Source organism: Nonomuraea sp. NPDC052116 (assembly GCF_040680035.1).
Classification (GTDB): domain Bacteria; phylum Actinomycetota; class Actinomycetes; order Streptosporangiales; family Streptosporangiaceae; genus Nonomuraea; species Nonomuraea angiospora_A.
This window is the reverse complement of record NZ_JBFAWA010000027.1, coordinates 82800-99629: the sequence shown is the minus strand read 5'-3', so window position 1 is coordinate 99629 and position 16830 is coordinate 82800. Positions and strand designations below refer to the sequence as shown.

Sequence of the window (16830 nt, the reverse complement as noted above, 5' to 3'; positions counted from 1 at the left end):
ATCAGCCGAGCTGATCCGCGACAGCCTGCTCGACCTGCTGCAGCGCGTCGCCGATCGCGTCCGGCCGTGTGCCGCCGCCCTGCGCGACGTCGTCCTTGCCGCCACCGCCACCCCCAAGAGCCTTGGCGGCGACGCCGACCAGCTTCCCGGCCTTGAGCCCGCGCTCGCGCCCCGCCTCGTTGACCGCAGCAACCACCACAGGTCGGTCGGAGGGGACGCCGGCGATCACGATGACCGCCGGCCGGTCCGCCGGGAACCTGCCACGCACATCCAGCGCGAGCTTACGCAGATCATCCGCACCGGTGCCATCAGGCGCGCGGTGTGTCACAACGGAGACTCCACGCAGGTCGCCCGCCTTGGCGGCGAGATCACCGGCCACCTGGAGCACCTGGGCGGAGCGGATCTTCTCCAGCTCCTTCTCCGCCGTGCGCAGCCGGGTGACGATGCCGTCGATGCGCTCGGGCAGCTCCTCGCGGCGCGCCTTGAGCTGCTCGGTGAGCTGCGCGACCAGCACGCTCTCGCGGGCCAGGAAGCGGAAGGCGTCGATGCCGACGAGCGCCTCGACGCGGCGAACGCCCGCGCCGACCGACTGCTCGCCCAGCACCTTGACCAGGCCGAGCTGGCCCGAGCTGTGGACGTGGGTGCCACCGCACAGCTCGCGCGAGTAGTCGCCGATCTCGACGACGCGGACCTCGTCACCGTACTTCTCGCCGAACATCGCCAGCGCGCCCATCGCCCTGGCCTCCGCCTGCGAGGTGTAGAAGGCGTTGACCTTGAGGTCGTTGATGAGCACGGCGTTGACCTCGTCCTCGACGTCGCGCAGCACGCTGGCCGGGACCGCGCCCGCCGCGGTGAAGTCGAAGCGGAAGCGGCCGGGCGAGTTCTCCGAGCCGGCCTGGGCCGCCGTCTCGCCGAGCGCGTTCTTGAAGCCGCGGTGGACGAGGTGGGTGGCGCTGTGGCTGCGCGAGATCGCGCGGCGGCGCTCGAGGTCGATCTCCGCCTGCGCGTCGTCGCCGACCTTGAGCTCACCACTGCGGATCTTGCCCCGGTGCACGACCAGGCCCGCGAGCGGCGTCTGCACGTCGACGATCTCGACCTCGGCGCCGCTGGTGCGGATCACGCCCTGGTCGGCGAGCTGGCCGCCGCCCTCGGCGTAGAACGGGGTGCGCCCGAGCACGACCTCCACGGTCGCGCCCGCACCGGCCGCCGGGACGGGCACGCCGTCGACGAGGATGCCGACCACGCTCGTGTCGGCCTCGGTCTGGTCGTAGCCGAGGAACTCGACCTTGCCCGCCTTCTCCAGCAGCTGCCCGAAGACGGAGATGTCGGCGTTGCCGGTCTTCTTCGCCGCGGCGTCGGCCTTGGCGAGCTGCCGCTGCTCCTTCATGAGCCGGCGGAAGCCCTCCTCGTCGACCTTGAGCCCGTGCTCGGACGCCATCTCCAGCGTCAGGTCGATCGGGAAGCCGTAGGTGTCGTGCAGCTTGAACGCCTGGTCGCCGGAGAGCGTGGTGCCGGACTTGCGCTTGGTCTCCTCGACGGCCACGTCGAAGATCGCGGTGCCGGTGCGCAGCGTGCCCAGGAACGACACCTCCTCGGCGTCGATGACCGCGTGGATCTGCGGCGCGTCGGCCTTGAGCTCGGCGTACTGCTCGCCCATGACGTTGATGGCGACGTCGGTCAGCTCGTGCATGTAGCGGTCGTCGCCGGAGCCGAGCAGGCGCAGGTTGCGGATGCTCCTGCGCAGGATGCGGCGCAGGACGTAGCCCCGGCCCTCGTTGCTGGGCAGCACGCCGTCGGCCACCAGCATGGTGCCGGTGCGGACGTGGTCGGCGATCACGCGCAGGCTCACGTCGGCCCGCGGGTCGCGCCCGTAGCGGGTCTTGGTGAGCTCGGCCGCCTTGTCGAGGATCTTGTACGTGGTGTCGATCTCGTAGATGTTGTCGACGCCCTGCAGGATCGCGGCCATGCGCTCGAGGCCCATGCCGGTGTCGATGTTCTTCGCCGGCAGCTCGCCCGCCACGTCGAAGTCGACCTTGGTGCGGACCTGGCTGAGCTGGTACTGCATGAAGACGAGGTTCCACACCTCGAGGTAGCGGTCCTCGTCGGCGACGGGGCCGCCCTCCTTGCCGTATTCGGCGCCGCGGTCGTAGTAGATCTCCGAGCAGGGGCCGCCGGGGCCGGGCACGCCCATGTGCCAGTAGTTGTCCTCCAGGCCACGCCGCTGGATGCGGTGCTCGGGCAGGCCGACGCGGTTGCGCCAGAGGTCGTAGGCCTCGTCGTCGTCCTGGTAGACGGTCGCCCACAGCTTGTCCTCCGGGAAGCCGAAGCCGCCGTCGGACTCGGAGCGGGTGAGCAGCTCCCACGCGAACGGGATCACTTCAGCCTTGAAGTAGTCACCGATGGAGAAGTTGCCCAGCATCTGGAAGAACGTGGCGTGCCGCGTGGTCTTGCCGACCTCGTCGATGTCGGGGGTGCGCACGCACTTCTGCGCGGTGGCCAGCCGGGACGCCGGAGGCTTGCGCTGCCCCAGGAAGTACGGCTTGAACGGCACCATACCGGCATTAACCAGGAGAAGCGTGGGGTCCTCAGCGATCAGGCTGGCCGAGGGCACTACCTTGTGCCCACGCTCCTCGAAGAAGCGCAGGAAGCGGCGGGCGATCTCTGCCGACTCCATGTTGGCCATCCTTTGCGTTAGTTGTTGTCTTCAGCGTTGCCGAGCCCGAAGCGTGCTCGCAACTCGGTTTCGCGCTCCGCGGCCTCGCCGAGCGCGTCGGAAGTAAAGTCTCTCACCTGCCGGAGCATCCCCGCGGCGCCGTTGGCCGTCCTGCGGGCGACGTGGTCGGGGTGGAGCGCCTGCAGCCTGCGCATCACCCAGAAGGTGAGGAACGCGCCCAGCGACAGGTAGAACAGCCGCCTGATCATCGCGCCTGCCCCTGACGCGTCCTCGGGACGGCCTTGCGGGGCCTGCGGGCCTCGATGGCTCGGCGGACGCCGTACGCGAGCGAGGACACCTTGATCAACGGTCCGGTGAAGATGGTCTGCGTCACCGCGCTGAGCTTGGCCGCGTGACCGCTGACCTGCTTGACGTCCTTGGTGATGGCCTCGACGGCGATCAGCTGCCGGTTGGTCTCGTTGACCGTGACGCTCATGTCGTCGAGCAGCGGCGCCAGGCGGTCGTTCAGGTCGGAGACCGCCTTGGTGGTTTCGGTGAGCAGCCTGGCCAGCTTGATGAGCACCATGGCGAGCACGCAGACCAGGACTATCCAGCCGGTGGCCGCGATCAGGCCGGCGACCTCTCCAGCGGTAAGCATGCGCTCATCTCCCTCGTACGCTGGGCCGGAACGGCAAGACCTTATCGCGTTCGAGTGACAACCTTGGTGAGGACGCCGGCCTTGATCGTGCTGCCGCGTCGGCGTCCGGCGCTTCCACGACCGCCCGCGTGCCGCCCCGATCCCGTGCGCCACCAGCCGTCCCCGGCCCGGGCCGTGTCCCAACGCCCGCGCACCCCAAACCTACGCCATCCCCCGCCCTGCCACACACGCCTCCCCCATCGGCCCCCACATTCCAGGACGTCCGGAACCACCCGGCCACCAGCCCCGACCCACGCACCGCACGAGCTTTCACCGCCCGCCACCGCACCGCACGTTGCGCCGATCGCCACCGCGCCCCCACCCCGCCGAGACGGGCGTCAGGAGCCGCGGAGGAAGTCGCGGATCTTGGCCCAGCGGTCCGCGACCGGGCCCTCGGCACCATGGCGGGTCGGCTCGTAGTAGCGGCGATCCCGCACCTGCTCGGGCGCGTACTCCTGCCGCACCAGCCCATGGTCGAAGTCGTGCGGATACTTGTAGCCGTCCCCGTGCCCCAGCTTGGCAGCCCCCGGGTAGTGGGCGTCGCGGAGGTGGCCGGGGACCTGGCCGATGAGGCCGCGGCGGACGTCGCCGATGGCGGCCCCGATGGCCTTGACCACGGCGTTGGACTTGGGGGCCATCGCGCAGTGGATGACCGCGTGCGCCAGGTTGATCTGCCCCTCCGGCAGCCCGATGAGCTGCACCGCCTGGGCCGCGGCCACGGCGGTCTGCAGGCAGGTGGGGTCGGCCATGCCGACGTCCTCGGAGGCGAAGATGACGATGCGGCGGGCGATGAAGCGGGGGTCCTCCCCGGCCTCGATCATGCGGGCCAGGTAGTGGAGGGCAGCGTCGGCGTCGGAGCCGCGCATCGACTTGATGAACGCGCTGATCACGTCGTAGTGCTGGTCGCCCTGCCGGTCATAGCGTACGGCCGCCTTGTCGACGGCCTTCTCCACCACCTCGACGGTGATGTCGTCGGCCAGCAGCGCGGCCGCCTCCAGGTACGTCAGCGACCTGCGCGCGTCGCCGCCCGCCAGGCGTACGAGATGCTCCAGGGCCTGGGGCGCGAGCGTGGCGCGCCCGCCGAGGCCGCGCGGGTCGGAGACGGCCCGCTCCAGCACGGCGCGGATGTCGTCCTCGGTCAGGGACTCCAGGGTGAGCAGCAGCGAGCGTGACAGCAGCGGTGAGATGACCGAGAAGAACGGGTTTTCGGTGGTCGCGCCGATGAAGGTGACCCAGCGGTTCTCGACGGCGGGCAGCAGCGCGTCCTGCTGGGCCTTGTTGAAGCGGTGCACCTCGTCCACGAACAGCACCGTCTGCCGTCCGCTCATGCCGAGCTCGCGCCGCGCGTTGTCGATGGCGGCGCGTACGTCCTTGACGCCCGCCGACACGGCGGAGACCTCGACGAAGCGGCGTTCGGTGACGTTGGAGACGACGTAGGCGAGCGTGGTCTTGCCGGTGCCGGGCGGCCCCCACAGGAACAGCGACATGGGAGCCTCGCTCTCGACCAGGCGCCGCAGCGGGGTGCCCGGGCCGAGCAGGTGCCGCTGACCGATCACCTCGTCGAGCGTGCGCGGTCGCATCCGCACCGCGAGGGGCTGCGGGGTGGCCTCTTCGGCCGCGGAATCGAACAGGCTATCCACATCATGAGATTACACGCGCGGACTAGGCTCCCCAGACCGCTCGCGCGCCCGAGTCCCCTGCCCGGAAGACGTAGTAGCCCGCCACCGCGGCCAGCACCAGCGTCAGCGCCGACAGGGTCAGCGTCGTGGCCCGGCCGAACCGGTCGCGGCCGACCGAGTCGCGCGCCGGGCTGGTGGCGTACACGAGCAGCAGTGCGGCCACGGCCAGCCCCAGCACCGACAGCAGCAGCGGGTTGGCGAAGCTCTGGTGCGTGGTGATGCGGGACCCCAGCGCGCCGTCCGCCGTGGCGAAGCGGGCCGCCTTGAGGCTCTCGCCGCTCTCCTTGGCCGCGAAGACCGCCACCGGGGAGGCCAGGGAGAGCAGCACCACCGCCCACGCCACGTACGTACGCCAGCGCGGGACGATCGCGTAGACGGCCGCCGCGACCACCAGCAGCGGGGTCAGCACGACGGCGAAGTGAATGATCAGTGGATGCGCCGGCAGGCCGAGGATCTGGTCGAACATGGGGTGCTCCTTAGTTCTCATTTCAACTACGAATCTCAGCACCATATGGTTCGCGACCTCACATGTCGTCCTCTGCCGCTTTCACCACTTACGTCCGGCACATATCGAAGGCCGGTAGCATGCGCGGAGTTGTTTGGTCATGCACGGGCAAAGTGAGAGGACATAGCGGTGAGCGGCGACGACCGCCAGAACGAGGAAGACCGCCAGAGCGAGCTGGCGCGGGAGCACAAGGAACGGCAGGCGAAGCGCGCCGCCGCCCAGACCACCAAGTCACGGCGGAACACCTTCATCGGCGCGGGCGTGGCCGTCGTCGTGGTCGCGGGCGGCATCTTCGCCGCGACCACACTGGTCAACAAGGAACCCGGCAAGGCCTCGGCGGAGAGCAGCCCTTCCGCCTCCGCTTCCGCTTCCGCCTCCACGGAGCCGTCGGCCACCCCATCGGCCAAGACCGGCCCGGTCACCTGCACCTACAAGCGGGAGACGGGGGTGCCGAACAAGTTCGTCGGGCTGCCGGGCAAGAAGCCCAACATGAAGCTGAAGAAGATGACGATCGTCACCAACCGCGGCACCGTCGTCATCGATCTCATGACCGACGTCGCGCCGTGCTCGATCAACTCGCTCAGCTTCCTGGCGAAGAAGAAGTTCTACGACAACATGAAGTGCCACCGCCTGGTCACGCCCGACGTGTCCGGCGTGCACCTGTTGCAGTGCGGCGACCCGCTGGCCAAGGCCGACGGCAAGAACCCGACCGACGGCCAGGGCACCGCGGGGTACGTCTTCGGTGACGAGAACACCGACATCTCCCTGTCGAAGGGCGTGGTGTTCATGACCCAGGCGGGTGACGCGATGGGCCAGAACAACAGCCAGTTCGCCATCTCGCTGTCGGACGAGAACAACCAGATCGGCTCGGGCTACAACGTGATCGGCGTGGTCAGCGAGGGCATGGACATGCTGCAGGGGCTGGCCACCAGCGGCAAGGACCTGCTCCTCAACGATGCCGACATCACCGGCGACGGCGGCACCACGGCGCCCAAGAACCCGGTGATCATCAAGAACATCACCTTCAAGTAGGGCGACAACCGAAAACGGCGGGCACCGGCTCCGGTGCCCGCCGTTCTCACATGCCTAGACCTCGGCCTTGGGCTTGGCGTCGACGCCCGCCTCCTTGCGCTGCTCGCCCGTGATCGGCGTGGGCGCGCCCGTGAGCGGGTCGAAGCCGGAGGCCGTCTTCGGGAACGCGATCACGTCACGGATCGAGTCGCCGCCGGACAGCAGCATGCAGATGCGGTCCCAGCCGTAGGCGATGCCGCCGTGCGGCGGGGGCCCGTACTTGAACGCCTCCAGCAGGAAGCCGAACTTGCTCTCCGCCTCCTCCTTGGAGATGCCCAGCACGTCGAAGACGCGCTGCTGCATCTCGGCCCGGTGGATACGGATCGAGCCGCCGCCGATCTCCATGCCGTTGCAGACCATGTCGTACGCGTACGCCAGCGCCTCGCCCGGGTGGTCCTGGAAGTTGTCGGCCCACTCCGGCTTCGGCCCGGTGAACGGGTGGTGCACCGCGGTCCAGCCGATCTCGCGGCCCACCTCGTCGTACACGGGCTCGAACATGGGGGCGTCGACGACCCACAGGAACGCCCACGCCGACTCGTCGATCAGGCCGCAGCGGCGGCCGATCTCCAGGCGGGCCGCCCCGAGCAGGTCGCGCGAGGAGTGCTTCGGGCCGGCCGCGAAGAAGATCGCGTCACCCGGCTCGGCGCCGACCTTGGCCGCGAGCCCGGAGAGCTCCTCCTCGGTGAGGTTCTTGGCGACCGGGCCGCCCAGCGTGCCGTCCTCCTGGACGAGCACGTAGGCCAGGCCCTTGGCGCCGCGGCTGCGCGCCCAGTCCTGCCAGCCGTCGAGCTCCTTGCGCGTCTGCGAGGCGCCGCCCGGCATGACCACGGCGCCGACGTACTCGGCCTGGAAGACGCGGAAGGGCGTGCCCGCGAAGTAGCCGGTCATCTCGACCAGCTCCTGGCCGAAGCGCAGGTCCGGCTTGTCGGAGCCGTAGCGGGCCATCGCGTCGGCGTACGTCATGCGCGGCAGCGGCGTCGGCAGCTCGTAGCCGGCGATCTCCTTCCACAGCCGGCCGATCAGCGTCTCGCCGACCTCGATGACGTCCTCCTGGTCCACGAAGGACATCTCGACGTCGATCTGCGTGAACTCCGGCTGCCGGTCGGCCCGCAGGTCCTCGTCGCGGTAGCACTTGGCGAGCTGGTAGTAGCGCTCGAGGCCGGCGACCTGGAGGAGCTGCTTGAACAGCTGGGGCGACTGGGGCAGGGCGTACCAGTTGCCGGGCTGCAGGCGCACCGGGACCAGGAAGTCGCGCGCGCCCTCGGGCGTGGAGCGGGTCAGGGTCGGCGTCTCGACGTAGACGAAGCCCAGCTCGTGCATCACCTCGTTGGCGAGGTAGGTGGCCTTGGAGCGAGTGCGCATGGCGTTGGCCACCTGCTGGCGGCGGATGTCGAGGTAGCGGTACTTGAGCCGGGCCTCCTCCGAGACCCCCACGTTGCCCTCGATCGGGAAGGGCAGCGGCGCGGACTCGCTCAGCACCTCGACCTGCTCGGCCACGACCTCGATCGCGCCGGTGGGCAGGTCGGGGTTCTCGTTGCCCTCGGGGCGGACCCTGACCTGGCCGACGACCTTCACGCAGTATTCGGCGCGCAGGTCGTGGGCGTGGTCCTCCTCGCGGAAGACCACCTGCGCCGAGCCGGAGGCGTCGCGCAGGTCGATGAAGACCACGCCGCCGTGGTCACGGCGGCGGGCCACCCATCCTGCGAGCGTCACCTGCTGCCCGGTGTGCTCCTCGCGGAGCGACCCGGCCTTGTGCGTGCGGATCACTGCAGTTTCCCTTTCAAAACGTCGACGACCTCGGCCAAGGGCACCTCGGTCTGCTCAGCGGTGGTCAGGTCCTTCACTTGCACGGCCTTGGCCGCCAGGTCACGCTCGCCCAGGATCAGGGCGAAACGGGCGCCGGAACGATCGGCCCCCTTCATCGCACCCTTGAGCCCCTTGCCGCCGAAGGACATGTCGGCGGCGACACCGGCCGCGCGCAGCTCGCTCACGAGCTTGAACATGGCCCGCGCCGCCTCGTCGCCCAGCGCCACACCGTACACCTCGCAGCGGGCCGGGGTGTCGAGCGCGACGCCCTCCCGCTCCAGGGCGATGACGGTGCGGTCGAGCCCCAGCCCGAAGCCGATGCCGGGCAGCGCCGGCCCGCCGATGGCCTCGGAGAGCCCGTCGTAGCGGCCGCCGCCGCCGATGCCGGACTGCGCGCCCAGCAGCGGGTGGTCGAACTCGAAGGTGGTGCGGGTGTAGTAGTCGAGCCCGCGCACCAGCCTGGGCGTGTCCTCCCACGGGATGTCCAGGTCGGCCAGGAGCTGCTTGACCCGGTCGTGGTAGGCCTCGCAGTCGGCGCAGAGGTGGTCGCCGATGAGCGGCGCGTCCTCGAGCTGGGCGCGCACCTCCGGACGCCGGTCGTCGAGCACGCGCAACGGATTGATCTCGATGCGGGCCCTGGTGGCCTCGTCGAGGTCGAGCGCGCGCAGGAACTCCTGCAGCCGGGCCCGGTAGATCGGGCGGCACTCCTTGCAGCCCAGCGAGTTGAGCAGCAGCCGCACCCGGGTGAGGCCGAGCGCGGTATACCACTGCCAGGCCAGCGCGATCGTCTCGGCGTCCACGGCCGGGTCCTCGCTGCCGATGGCCTCAAGGTCGAGCTGGTAGAACTGCCGGTAGCGGCCCTCCTGGGGCGCCTCCGCGCGGAACACCGGGCCGTCGGTCCAGACCTTGACCGGGAGCTGGCCGCGGTGCAGGCCGTACTCCAGGACCGCGCGCAGCACGCCGGCGGTGAACTCCGGGCGCAGCGTCAGCGACCGGCCGCCGCGGTCGGTGAAGGTGTACATCTCCTTGCTCACGACGTCGGTGGACTCGCCGACGCCACGGGCGAACAGCTGGGTGTCCTCGAAGACCGCGGTCTCCAGGTACGAGTATCCGGCCCGCCTGGCCGTCTCGGCGAAAGCTCCGCGAATCGCGTAAAACGTCGAGGCTTGCGGTGGGACGTACTCTTTGACACCTTTTGGTGCTTGGAAGCTCATTAGATCCCTCGTGTGGGACCGGACTGCGGCGCCGCTTCCTTCAAGTATGGGTTGGTAGCGCGCTCGCGGCCGATCGTCGTCTGTGGTCCGTGGCCCGGCAGGACGACCGTATCGTCAGGCAGCGTCAGGCACTTGGCAGCCAGGCTGCGCAAAATGGTCGCGTAGTCACCGCCGGGCAGGTCGGTGCGGCCGATGGAGCCGGCGAACAGCAGGTCGCCCGAGAACATGATCTCGTCGCCGGGCAGCCGGAAGCTCACCGACCCCCTGGTATGGCCGGGTGTGTGGTCGACCACGAGCTCGAGGCCCGCCAGCTCCAGCACGGCCCCGTCGGACAGCTCGCGCACGTCGTCGGGCTCGCTCAGCGTCAGCCCGCCGAACATCGAGGCGCTCGTGCCCGACCAGCCGGCGGCCGGGTCGCTCAGCAGGTGGCGGTCGTCGGGGTGGATCCACGCGGGGACGTCACGCGCGCCGCAGACCGGGGCCACCGACCAGACGTGGTCGAGGTGGCCGTGGGTGAGCAGGACCGCGACCGGCTTGAGCCGGTGCTCGCGCAGCAGCTCGTCGACGCCCTCGGTCGCGTCCTGACCTGGATCGACGATCACGCATTCCTCGCCGGCCGCGGGCGCGACAACGTAACAATTGGTCTGGAAGGCCCCTGCGGGGAAGCCGGCGATGAGCATCTGCCTCAGGTGATCTCGTCGAAAAGCCAATGGGAATGTAACCGAAGGGTACCGGTGCGGGTCGCCGGGCTGCGAATCATTACCCGTTGGCCGATACGATTCGCCCACCTCAGTTGATTGACTATGGGAGGCAAAGCGGTGGCCACGGGGAAGGACCGGCAGAGGCAGCTCGCTCGTGAGCACTACGAGCGGCAGATGCATCGCCGGGTCGAACGCGAGCAGAAGGCCAAGCGCACGGCGATCATCGGCTCCTCGGTGGGCGTCGTGATCGTGATCGGCGGCATCGTCGCCGCGGTCGCGCTGCTGGGCGGCAACGACGCGGGGACCGACGCGGCCTCCTCGCCCACGGCGTCGGCCGCCGACACCGCCGCGCCGTCGGCCTCGGCCTCGGCTTCGGCCGCGGCGGGGCCCAAGCCGTACGACGCGGCGACGGGCACGTGCGACTACGTCAAGGACGCCGGAGGCGGCCAGGTCAAGGACGTCGGCATGCCGCCGGCCAAGGTCAAGACCACGCCGGCGACCAAGACGATGACGCTCAAGACCAACCAGGGCGACATCGTCGTCGAGCTGAACAACGCCAAGGCGCCCTGCACGACCAACTCGCTGGAGTTCCTGGCGAAGAAGAAGTACTACGACGGCAGCAAGTGCCACCGGCTCGGCAGCGCCCAGTTCCCGATGCTGCAGTGCGGCGACCCGTCGGCCAAGGCCGACGGCAAGAGCCAGGACGGCACCGGCGGCCCCGGCTACGTCATGGCCGAGGAGAACCTCCAGGGCGCCCAGTACAAGCGCGGCGTGATGGCCATGGCCAAAACCCAGGCGCCGGGCAGCACGGGCAGCCAGTTCTTCCTCGTTTTCGGAGACATCGGACTCACGCCGGATTACACGCCGGTGGGTACGATCACGAAGGGGCTCGACATCCTGGACAAGGTGAACAAAGCAGGCGTCATCGGGGACGCCGGCGACGGGACGGGGGCGCCGAAGCAAACCGTCGAAATCAAAGACGTGACAATCGCCAGCAAGAGCTGACGTAATACAAACTAGGGACGAAGTAGTCCCGAAGGGTCTGATGGAAAGTGCGGGAGGACACGGTGAGCACCGACCCGTGGGGCCGGGTAGACGACGACGGCACCGTCTACGTGCGTACGGCTGAGGGAGAGCGGGCCGTCGGCTCCTGGCAGGCCGGTGAACCCGAAGAGGCACTGGCCTACTTCCATCGCAAGTACGACGAGCTGGCCGGTCAGGTGCAGCTGCTGGAACAGCGCGTCAAGGGCACCGACCTGGCTCCTGCCCAGGCCGAGGCGAACATCGCCAAGCTGCGTGAGGCCGTCGCCGACGCCCACGCCATCGGCGACCTCGACGCGCTGACGGCCCGGCTCGACGGCCTGACGGAGCTGGTCGCCCAGCGCCGCGAGGAGGTCAAGGCGGCCCGCGAGCACGCGCGCGCCGAGGCCAGGTCGGTCAAGGAGCGCATCGTCGCCGAGGCCGAGCGCATCGCGGACGAGACCACCCACTGGAAGTCGGGTGGCGAGCGGCTGCGCCAGCTCGTCGAGGAGTGGAAGGCCGCCGACCGCATCGACCGGGTCACCGAGGCCGCGCTGTGGAAGCGGCTCTCGGCGGCCCGTACGGCGTTCGCCAAGCGGCGCAAGACGTACTTCGCGGGGCTCGACGAGCAGCGCGAGGGCGTGCGGGCGGCCAAGGAGCGCATCGTCGCCGAGGCCGAGGCGCTGGCCGACTCGACCGACTGGGGCCAGACCGCGGCGATCTACCGCGAGCTGATGCAGCAGTGGAAGAGCGCCGGTCGGGCCTCGCGCGAGGCCGAGGACGAGCTGTGGGCCCGCTTCAAGGGCGCGCAGGACCAGTTCTTCCAGGCCCGTTCCGCCGTCTTCGCCGAGCGCGACGCCTCGCTGGCCGCCAACGCGGAGGTCAAGGAGGTGCTGCTGGCCGAGGCCGAGAAGATCCTCCCGGTCACGGACGTGCGCACGGCCCGCTCGGCGCTGCGGAACATCCTGGAGCGCTGGGAGGCCGCCGGCCCGGTGCCGCGCGAGCAGCGCGACCGGCTCGAGGGCGGGCTGCGCAAGGTGGACGAGGCCGTGCGCAAGGCCGAGGACGCCGAGTGGAAGCGCTCCAACCCGGAGGCCCGGGCCCGCGCGCAGAGCACCGTCGACCAGCTGCGCACCTCGATCGACCAGCTGGAGAAGCGGCTGTCCAAGGCGCAGACGGCCGGTCGCGCCAAGGACATCAAGGAGACCGAGGAGGCGCTGATCGCCCGGCGCTCGTGGCTGGAGGAGGCCGAGCGCACGCTCGCCGAGTTCAGCTGATCCCCGCGGAAATGCCCGTGGAGGCCTCTTCCGGCCTCCACCGGGCCCCGCCAACCGTGCGCCGACCGTGCGCGAGCGAGTGGCGGCGGTGCGTGAAATGGGGCGGCGGCGGAAGGGGCTGAGACCTAGGCTGGCGGGCATGGATCCCGTCAGCGCCGCACGTGCCCTCGTCGAGGAGATGTTCCCGGGGGCCCTGTACGCCTTCGTCGGCGGCAGCGCCCTCACCGAGCGCCGCACCAGCACCTCCGACCTCGACGTCGTCGTGGTGCTCGACGGCCTGCCCACCCCCTACCGCGAGTCGCTGCGGTGGCGCGAGTGGCCCGTGGAGCTGTTCGTGCACAGCGAGACCAGTCTGCGCGCCTACCTCGACAAGGACTTCGACCGGCGCCAGCCGAGCCTGGCCCGCATGTGCGCCGAGGGCGCGGTGCTGACCGACCGGACGAGCGGCCGGGCCAGCGACCTCCAGGCGGCGCTGAGCGAGCGCCTGACGGCCGGACCGGGCGGTCTGACCAGCTCACAGGCCGAACGGGCCAGATATGCCCTCTCCGACCTCCTGGACGACCTCTCGGGGGCCACGGACGCCGGCGAGCGGACGTTCATCCGGTGGCAGGTGGCGCAGGAGACCGCCAGGATGGCGCTCGGGCTGGGGCGCAGGTGGCAGGGGAGCGGCAAGTGGCTGCTGCGCGAGCTGCGCGCCCACGACCCGGTGCTGGCGGAGGCGCTGCTCGGCGCCGTCGACGACTCGGCACGGCTGGCCGCCGTCGCCTCGGACGTCCTGGAACGCGCTGGAGGGCGTCTCTGGGAGGGTTACAGGGCCGAGGGTGACCCGTTCCACCAGCCGCTGCGTCACGTGCCCTCAGGAGGGCTCTCGGACGAGACTGCGCAGAGTTCCGGCATGCGCAGGTTCGCGGCGATCAGCGGGGCCACGGCCGGGTCCGCCCGCCTCTGGATGGGCCAGACCCACGTCGCGCCCGCCACGCGCTCGTCCGACCACCACCACGGGGCCTCGGAGACGGCCATCTACGTGGTCAGCGGCACGCCGTCGTTCGTGTTCCTGGAGGACGGGCGGGAGGTGCGGCTGGACACCAAGCCCGGCGACTACATCTTCGTGCCGCCGTACGTGCCCCATCGCGAGGAGAATCCGGACCCGTCGCAGGAGGCCGTGGTCGTCATCGCCCGCAGCACCCAGGAGGCGATCGTCGTCAACCTCCCCGACCTCCGCCCCCGCTGACCCGCTCCCGGGGTCCCGGAAACGGTCAGTTGCCGGCGCCGCTGACGCGGTAGACGTCGAACACGCCCTGGATGCTGCGCACGGCCTTGAGCACGTGCCCCAGGTGCTTGGGATCGCCCATCTCGAACGTGAACTTGCTGATCGCCACCCGGTCCCGGGACGTCGTGACCGACGCGCTCAGGATGTTGACGTGCTGGTCGGAGAGCGTACGCGTGACGTCGGACAGCAGGCGCGGCCGGTCCAGCGCCTCCACCTGGATCGCGACCAGGAACACGCTGTCGTCGCTGGGCGACCAGCTGACCTCGACGAGCCGGTCGGGCTGCTCCTTGAGCTGCTGCACGTTGGTGCAGTCGCCGCGGTGCACCGACACCCCGTGCCCCCTCGTGACGAACCCGACGATCTCGTCACCGGGCACCGGGGTGCAGCACTTCGACAGGCGTACCCACACGTCGGCGTCGCCCGCCACGACCACGCCCGCGCCGCCACCGCGGGGGCGGCCGCGCAGCCGGGTGGGCAGCGAGGTCTCGGCGATGTCCTCCTCGGCGCTGTCGACGCCGCCGATCGAGGCCACCAGCTTCTGCACGACGGCCTGCGCCGCGATGTGCCCCTCCCCCACGGCCGCGTAGAGCGCGGAGACGTCGGGGTAGCGCAGGTCGCGGGCGAGCGCCAGCAGCGCCTCACCGGACATCAGCCGCTGCAGCGGCAGGCCCTGCTTGCGCATGGCCCGCCCGATGGCCTCCTTGCCCGCCTCGATCGCGGTCTCGCGGCGCTCCTTGGAGAACCACTGCCGGATCTTGTTGCGGGCCCGGCCCGACTTGACGAACTTGAGCCAGTCGCGCGACGGCCCGGCGTCCGGCGACTTGGAGGTGAAGATCTCGACCGTGTCGCCGTTGCCGAGCCGCGACTCCAGCGGCACCAGCCGCCCGTTGACCCGGGCGCCGATGCAGCGGTGGCCCACCTCGGTGTGCACGGCGTACGCGAAGTCGACCGGCGTGGCCCCCTCGGGCAGCGCGATGACCTGCCCCTTCGGGGTGAACACGTAGACCTCGGACACCGACAGGTCGAACCGCAGCGACTCCAGGAACTCGCCCGGGTCGGAGGTCTCCTTCTGCCAGTCGAGCAGCTGGCGCAGCCAGGCCATGTCGCTGCCCGGCTTGACCTTGCCGGTGGGGCCGGGGCTGCCGACCTCCTCCTTGTACTTCCAGTGCGCGGCCACGCCGTACTCGGCCCGGTGGTGCATCGCGTGGGTGCGGATCTGCAGCTCCACCGGCTTGCCCTCGGGACCGATCACCGTGGTGTGCAGCGACTGGTACATGTTGAACTTGGGCATCGCTATGTAGTCCTTGAACCGCCCCGGCACCGGGTTCCACCGGGCGTGGATGGTGCCGAGCGCCGCGTAGCAGTCGCGCACGCTGTCGACGAGGACGCGGATGCCCACCAGGTCGTAGATGTCGTCGAAGGCCACGTCGCGGGCGATCATCTTCTGGTAGACCGAGTAGTAGTGCTTCGGCCGGCCCTTGACGACGGCGCGGATCTTGGCCTCGCGCAGGTCGCCGGAGACCTTCTCGATGACCTCCTGCAGGAACAGGTCGCGGCGCGGCGCCCGCTCCGACACCATGCGCGCGATCTCGTCGTAGCGCTTGGGGTAGAGCATGGCGAAGGCCAGGTCCTCGAGCTCCCACTTGATCGTGTTCATGCCCAGGCGGTGGGCCAGCGGCGCGAAGATCTCCAGCGTCTCGCGCGACTTCTGGTGGCGCTTGTGCTCGGGGAGGTAGCGCATGGTGCGCATGTTGTGGAGCCGGTCGGCGAGCTTGATGATCAGCACGCGGATGTCGCGCGACATGGCGACGACCATCTTGCGCACGGTCTCGGCCTGCGCGGCGTCGCCGAACTTCACCTTGTCCAGCTTGGTCACGCCGTCGACCAGGGACCCGATGGTGTCGCCGAAGTCGCCGCGCAGCTCGTCGAGGCTGTAGGCGGTGTCCTCCACCGTGTCGTGGAGCAGCGCGGCGCACAGGGTCTCGTCGTCGGTGCCGAGCTCGGCCAGGATCGTGGCCACGGCCAGCGGATGGGTGATGTACGGGTCGCCGGACTTCCGCTTCTGGTCGCGGTGGTGGTAGGCGGCGACGTCGTAGGCACGCTCGATCACGCGCAGGTCGGCCTTGGGGTGGGTGGCGCGGACCGTGCGGAACAACGGCTCCAGCACCGGATTCATGGCCCCACCCCCAAATCGCCTTCGACGCACCGCAGGAACGCCGGACGCCTCGGCGTTGCCGGAGTCGGTTACGTCGGGCGCGACCACATCACGGGGCACACAGACTCCTCACGCAATGGCTCCTCACGTTCGAGTCCAGATCCCCCAGTGTATCCAGGCGGCGAACCTGGGCCGTCGCGGGTCGGGCTCAGACGATCACGAGGGAGTGCAGGTCCACTCCCGTCACCCGCTCACGTCCCTTGAGAAAGGCCAGTTCCATGAGCACGGCGATGCCGACGACCTCGGCGCCGGCCCTCTTCACCAACTCCACGGCCGCCCTCGCCGTGCCGCCCGTGGCCAGCACGTCGTCGACCACGAGAACCCGGTCGCCGGGCGTGAAGGCGTCACGGTGGACCTCGATGGTCGCGGAGCCGTACTCCAGATCGTAGGACTCTTCGAGGGTTTCGGCGGGCAGTTTCCCCTTCTTCCGTACCGGTACGAAACCCGCCCCCGCCCGGTACGCCACCGGAGCCGCGAGGATGAACCCGCGCGCCTCGATGCCCACGATCTTGTCCACCTGGTGGAGCCCGGCCAGTTCGTCCACCACGGCCGCCATGGCGACCGGGTCGCCCAGCAGCGGGGTGATGTCCTTGAACATCACGCCCGGCTTGGGGTAGTCGGGCACGTCCCTGATCCTGTCCAGGATCATCGTGCTCAGCTCGGTCATGGCGTCTCCTCGCAATCGTGCACCGGCGGTGTGCCGGGCTCCATGATGGCGCATC

The 16830-nt window shown here is 70.0% G+C and carries 14 protein-coding genes; 4 read left to right on the top strand and 10 right to left on the bottom strand.

Features of this window, described 5'->3' with window-relative positions:
* Position 1: 1 nt before the first annotated feature.
* From alaS to AB0L65_RS41265, 5 genes are all read right to left on the bottom strand, one after another.
* Positions 2–2674 carry an alanine--tRNA ligase gene (gene alaS / locus AB0L65_RS41285; RefSeq protein ID WP_364257472.1) on the bottom strand — a complete coding sequence of 891 codons (2673 nt, stop codon included), beginning with the start codon at positions 2672–2674 and terminating at the stop codon, positions 2–4.
* A gap of 17 nt (positions 2675–2691) precedes the next feature.
* Positions 2692–2922: a hypothetical protein gene (locus AB0L65_RS41280; RefSeq protein ID WP_350727189.1), complete on the bottom strand. Its 231-nt coding sequence runs from the start codon at positions 2920–2922 to the stop codon at positions 2692–2694.
* Positions 2919–3311 carry a DUF948 domain-containing protein gene (locus AB0L65_RS41275; RefSeq protein WP_364257469.1) on the bottom strand — a complete coding sequence of 131 codons (393 nt, stop codon included), beginning with the start codon at positions 3309–3311 and terminating at the stop codon, positions 2919–2921. The genes AB0L65_RS41280 and AB0L65_RS41275 overlap by 4 nt, the downstream gene beginning before the upstream one ends.
* Before the next feature lie 377 nt (positions 3312–3688).
* Positions 3689–4930 carry a replication-associated recombination protein A gene (locus tag AB0L65_RS41270; protein WP_350727259.1) on the bottom strand — a complete coding sequence of 414 codons (1242 nt, stop codon included), beginning with the start codon at positions 4928–4930 and terminating at the stop codon, positions 3689–3691.
* An 82-nt stretch (positions 4931–5012) separates the two neighbouring features.
* Positions 5013–5495 carry a DUF2231 domain-containing protein gene (locus AB0L65_RS41265; RefSeq protein ID WP_364257466.1) on the bottom strand — a complete coding sequence of 161 codons (483 nt, stop codon included), beginning with the start codon at positions 5493–5495 and terminating at the stop codon, positions 5013–5015.
* Between the two features lie 168 nt (positions 5496–5663).
* Between AB0L65_RS41265 and AB0L65_RS41260 the strand changes: the two genes are divergently transcribed.
* Positions 5664–6566, top strand: a complete 903-nt coding sequence (locus tag AB0L65_RS41260) for a peptidylprolyl isomerase (RefSeq protein WP_364257463.1) — start codon at positions 5664–5666, stop codon at positions 6564–6566.
* A 54-nt stretch (positions 6567–6620) separates the two neighbouring features.
* On the opposite strand, the gene aspS is transcribed toward AB0L65_RS41260, so the two are convergent.
* The 3 genes from aspS to AB0L65_RS41245 are packed head-to-tail and all read right to left on the bottom strand — an operon-like array spanning position 6621 to position 10305.
* On the bottom strand, positions 6621–8372 hold the full coding sequence (aspS, locus tag AB0L65_RS41255) for an aspartate--tRNA ligase (RefSeq protein WP_364257460.1): 1752 nt from the start codon (positions 8370–8372) through the stop codon (positions 6621–6623).
* The gene (gene hisS / locus AB0L65_RS41250) at positions 8369–9625 is read right to left on the bottom strand and encodes a histidine--tRNA ligase (protein ID WP_364257457.1); all 1257 of its coding nucleotides are present in this window, start codon (positions 9623–9625) and stop codon (positions 8369–8371) included. The genes aspS and hisS overlap by 4 nt, the downstream gene beginning before the upstream one ends.
* Entirely contained in the window at positions 9625–10305 is a 681-nt protein-coding gene (locus AB0L65_RS41245) for an MBL fold metallo-hydrolase (protein ID WP_357749722.1), read from the bottom strand. The genes hisS and AB0L65_RS41245 overlap by 1 nt, the downstream gene beginning before the upstream one ends.
* Before the next feature lie 138 nt (positions 10306–10443).
* On the opposite strand from AB0L65_RS41245, the gene AB0L65_RS41240 reads away from it, so the two are divergent.
* The 3 genes from AB0L65_RS41240 to AB0L65_RS41230 all read left to right on the top strand — a co-directional run bounded on the left by AB0L65_RS41240 (position 10444) and on the right by AB0L65_RS41230 (position 13854).
* Positions 10444–11331 (top strand): peptidylprolyl isomerase, encoded by an 888-nt coding sequence (locus tag AB0L65_RS41240; RefSeq protein WP_364257453.1) that lies wholly within the window; start codon positions 10444–10446, stop codon positions 11329–11331.
* A gap of 62 nt (positions 11332–11393) precedes the next feature.
* On the top strand, positions 11394–12623 hold the full coding sequence (locus AB0L65_RS41235) for a DUF349 domain-containing protein (RefSeq protein WP_350727181.1): 1230 nt from the start codon (positions 11394–11396) through the stop codon (positions 12621–12623).
* Positions 12624–12762: 139 nt separating this feature from the next.
* Complete coding sequence (locus AB0L65_RS41230; RefSeq protein ID WP_364257450.1) at positions 12763–13854, top strand: cupin domain-containing protein; 1092 nt, start codon at positions 12763–12765, stop codon at positions 13852–13854.
* A gap of 25 nt (positions 13855–13879) precedes the next feature.
* Here AB0L65_RS41230 and AB0L65_RS41225 read toward each other — a convergent pair whose 3' ends face one another.
* The gene (locus AB0L65_RS41225; protein WP_355198457.1) at positions 13880–16069 is read right to left on the bottom strand and encodes a bifunctional (p)ppGpp synthetase/guanosine-3',5'-bis(diphosphate) 3'-pyrophosphohydrolase; all 2190 of its coding nucleotides are present in this window, start codon (positions 16067–16069) and stop codon (positions 13880–13882) included.
* A gap of 187 nt (positions 16070–16256) precedes the next feature.
* Positions 16257–16775, bottom strand: a complete 519-nt coding sequence (locus AB0L65_RS41220) for an adenine phosphoribosyltransferase (RefSeq protein ID WP_350727178.1) — start codon at positions 16773–16775, stop codon at positions 16257–16259.
* Between the last annotated feature and the right edge of the window lie 55 nt (positions 16776–16830).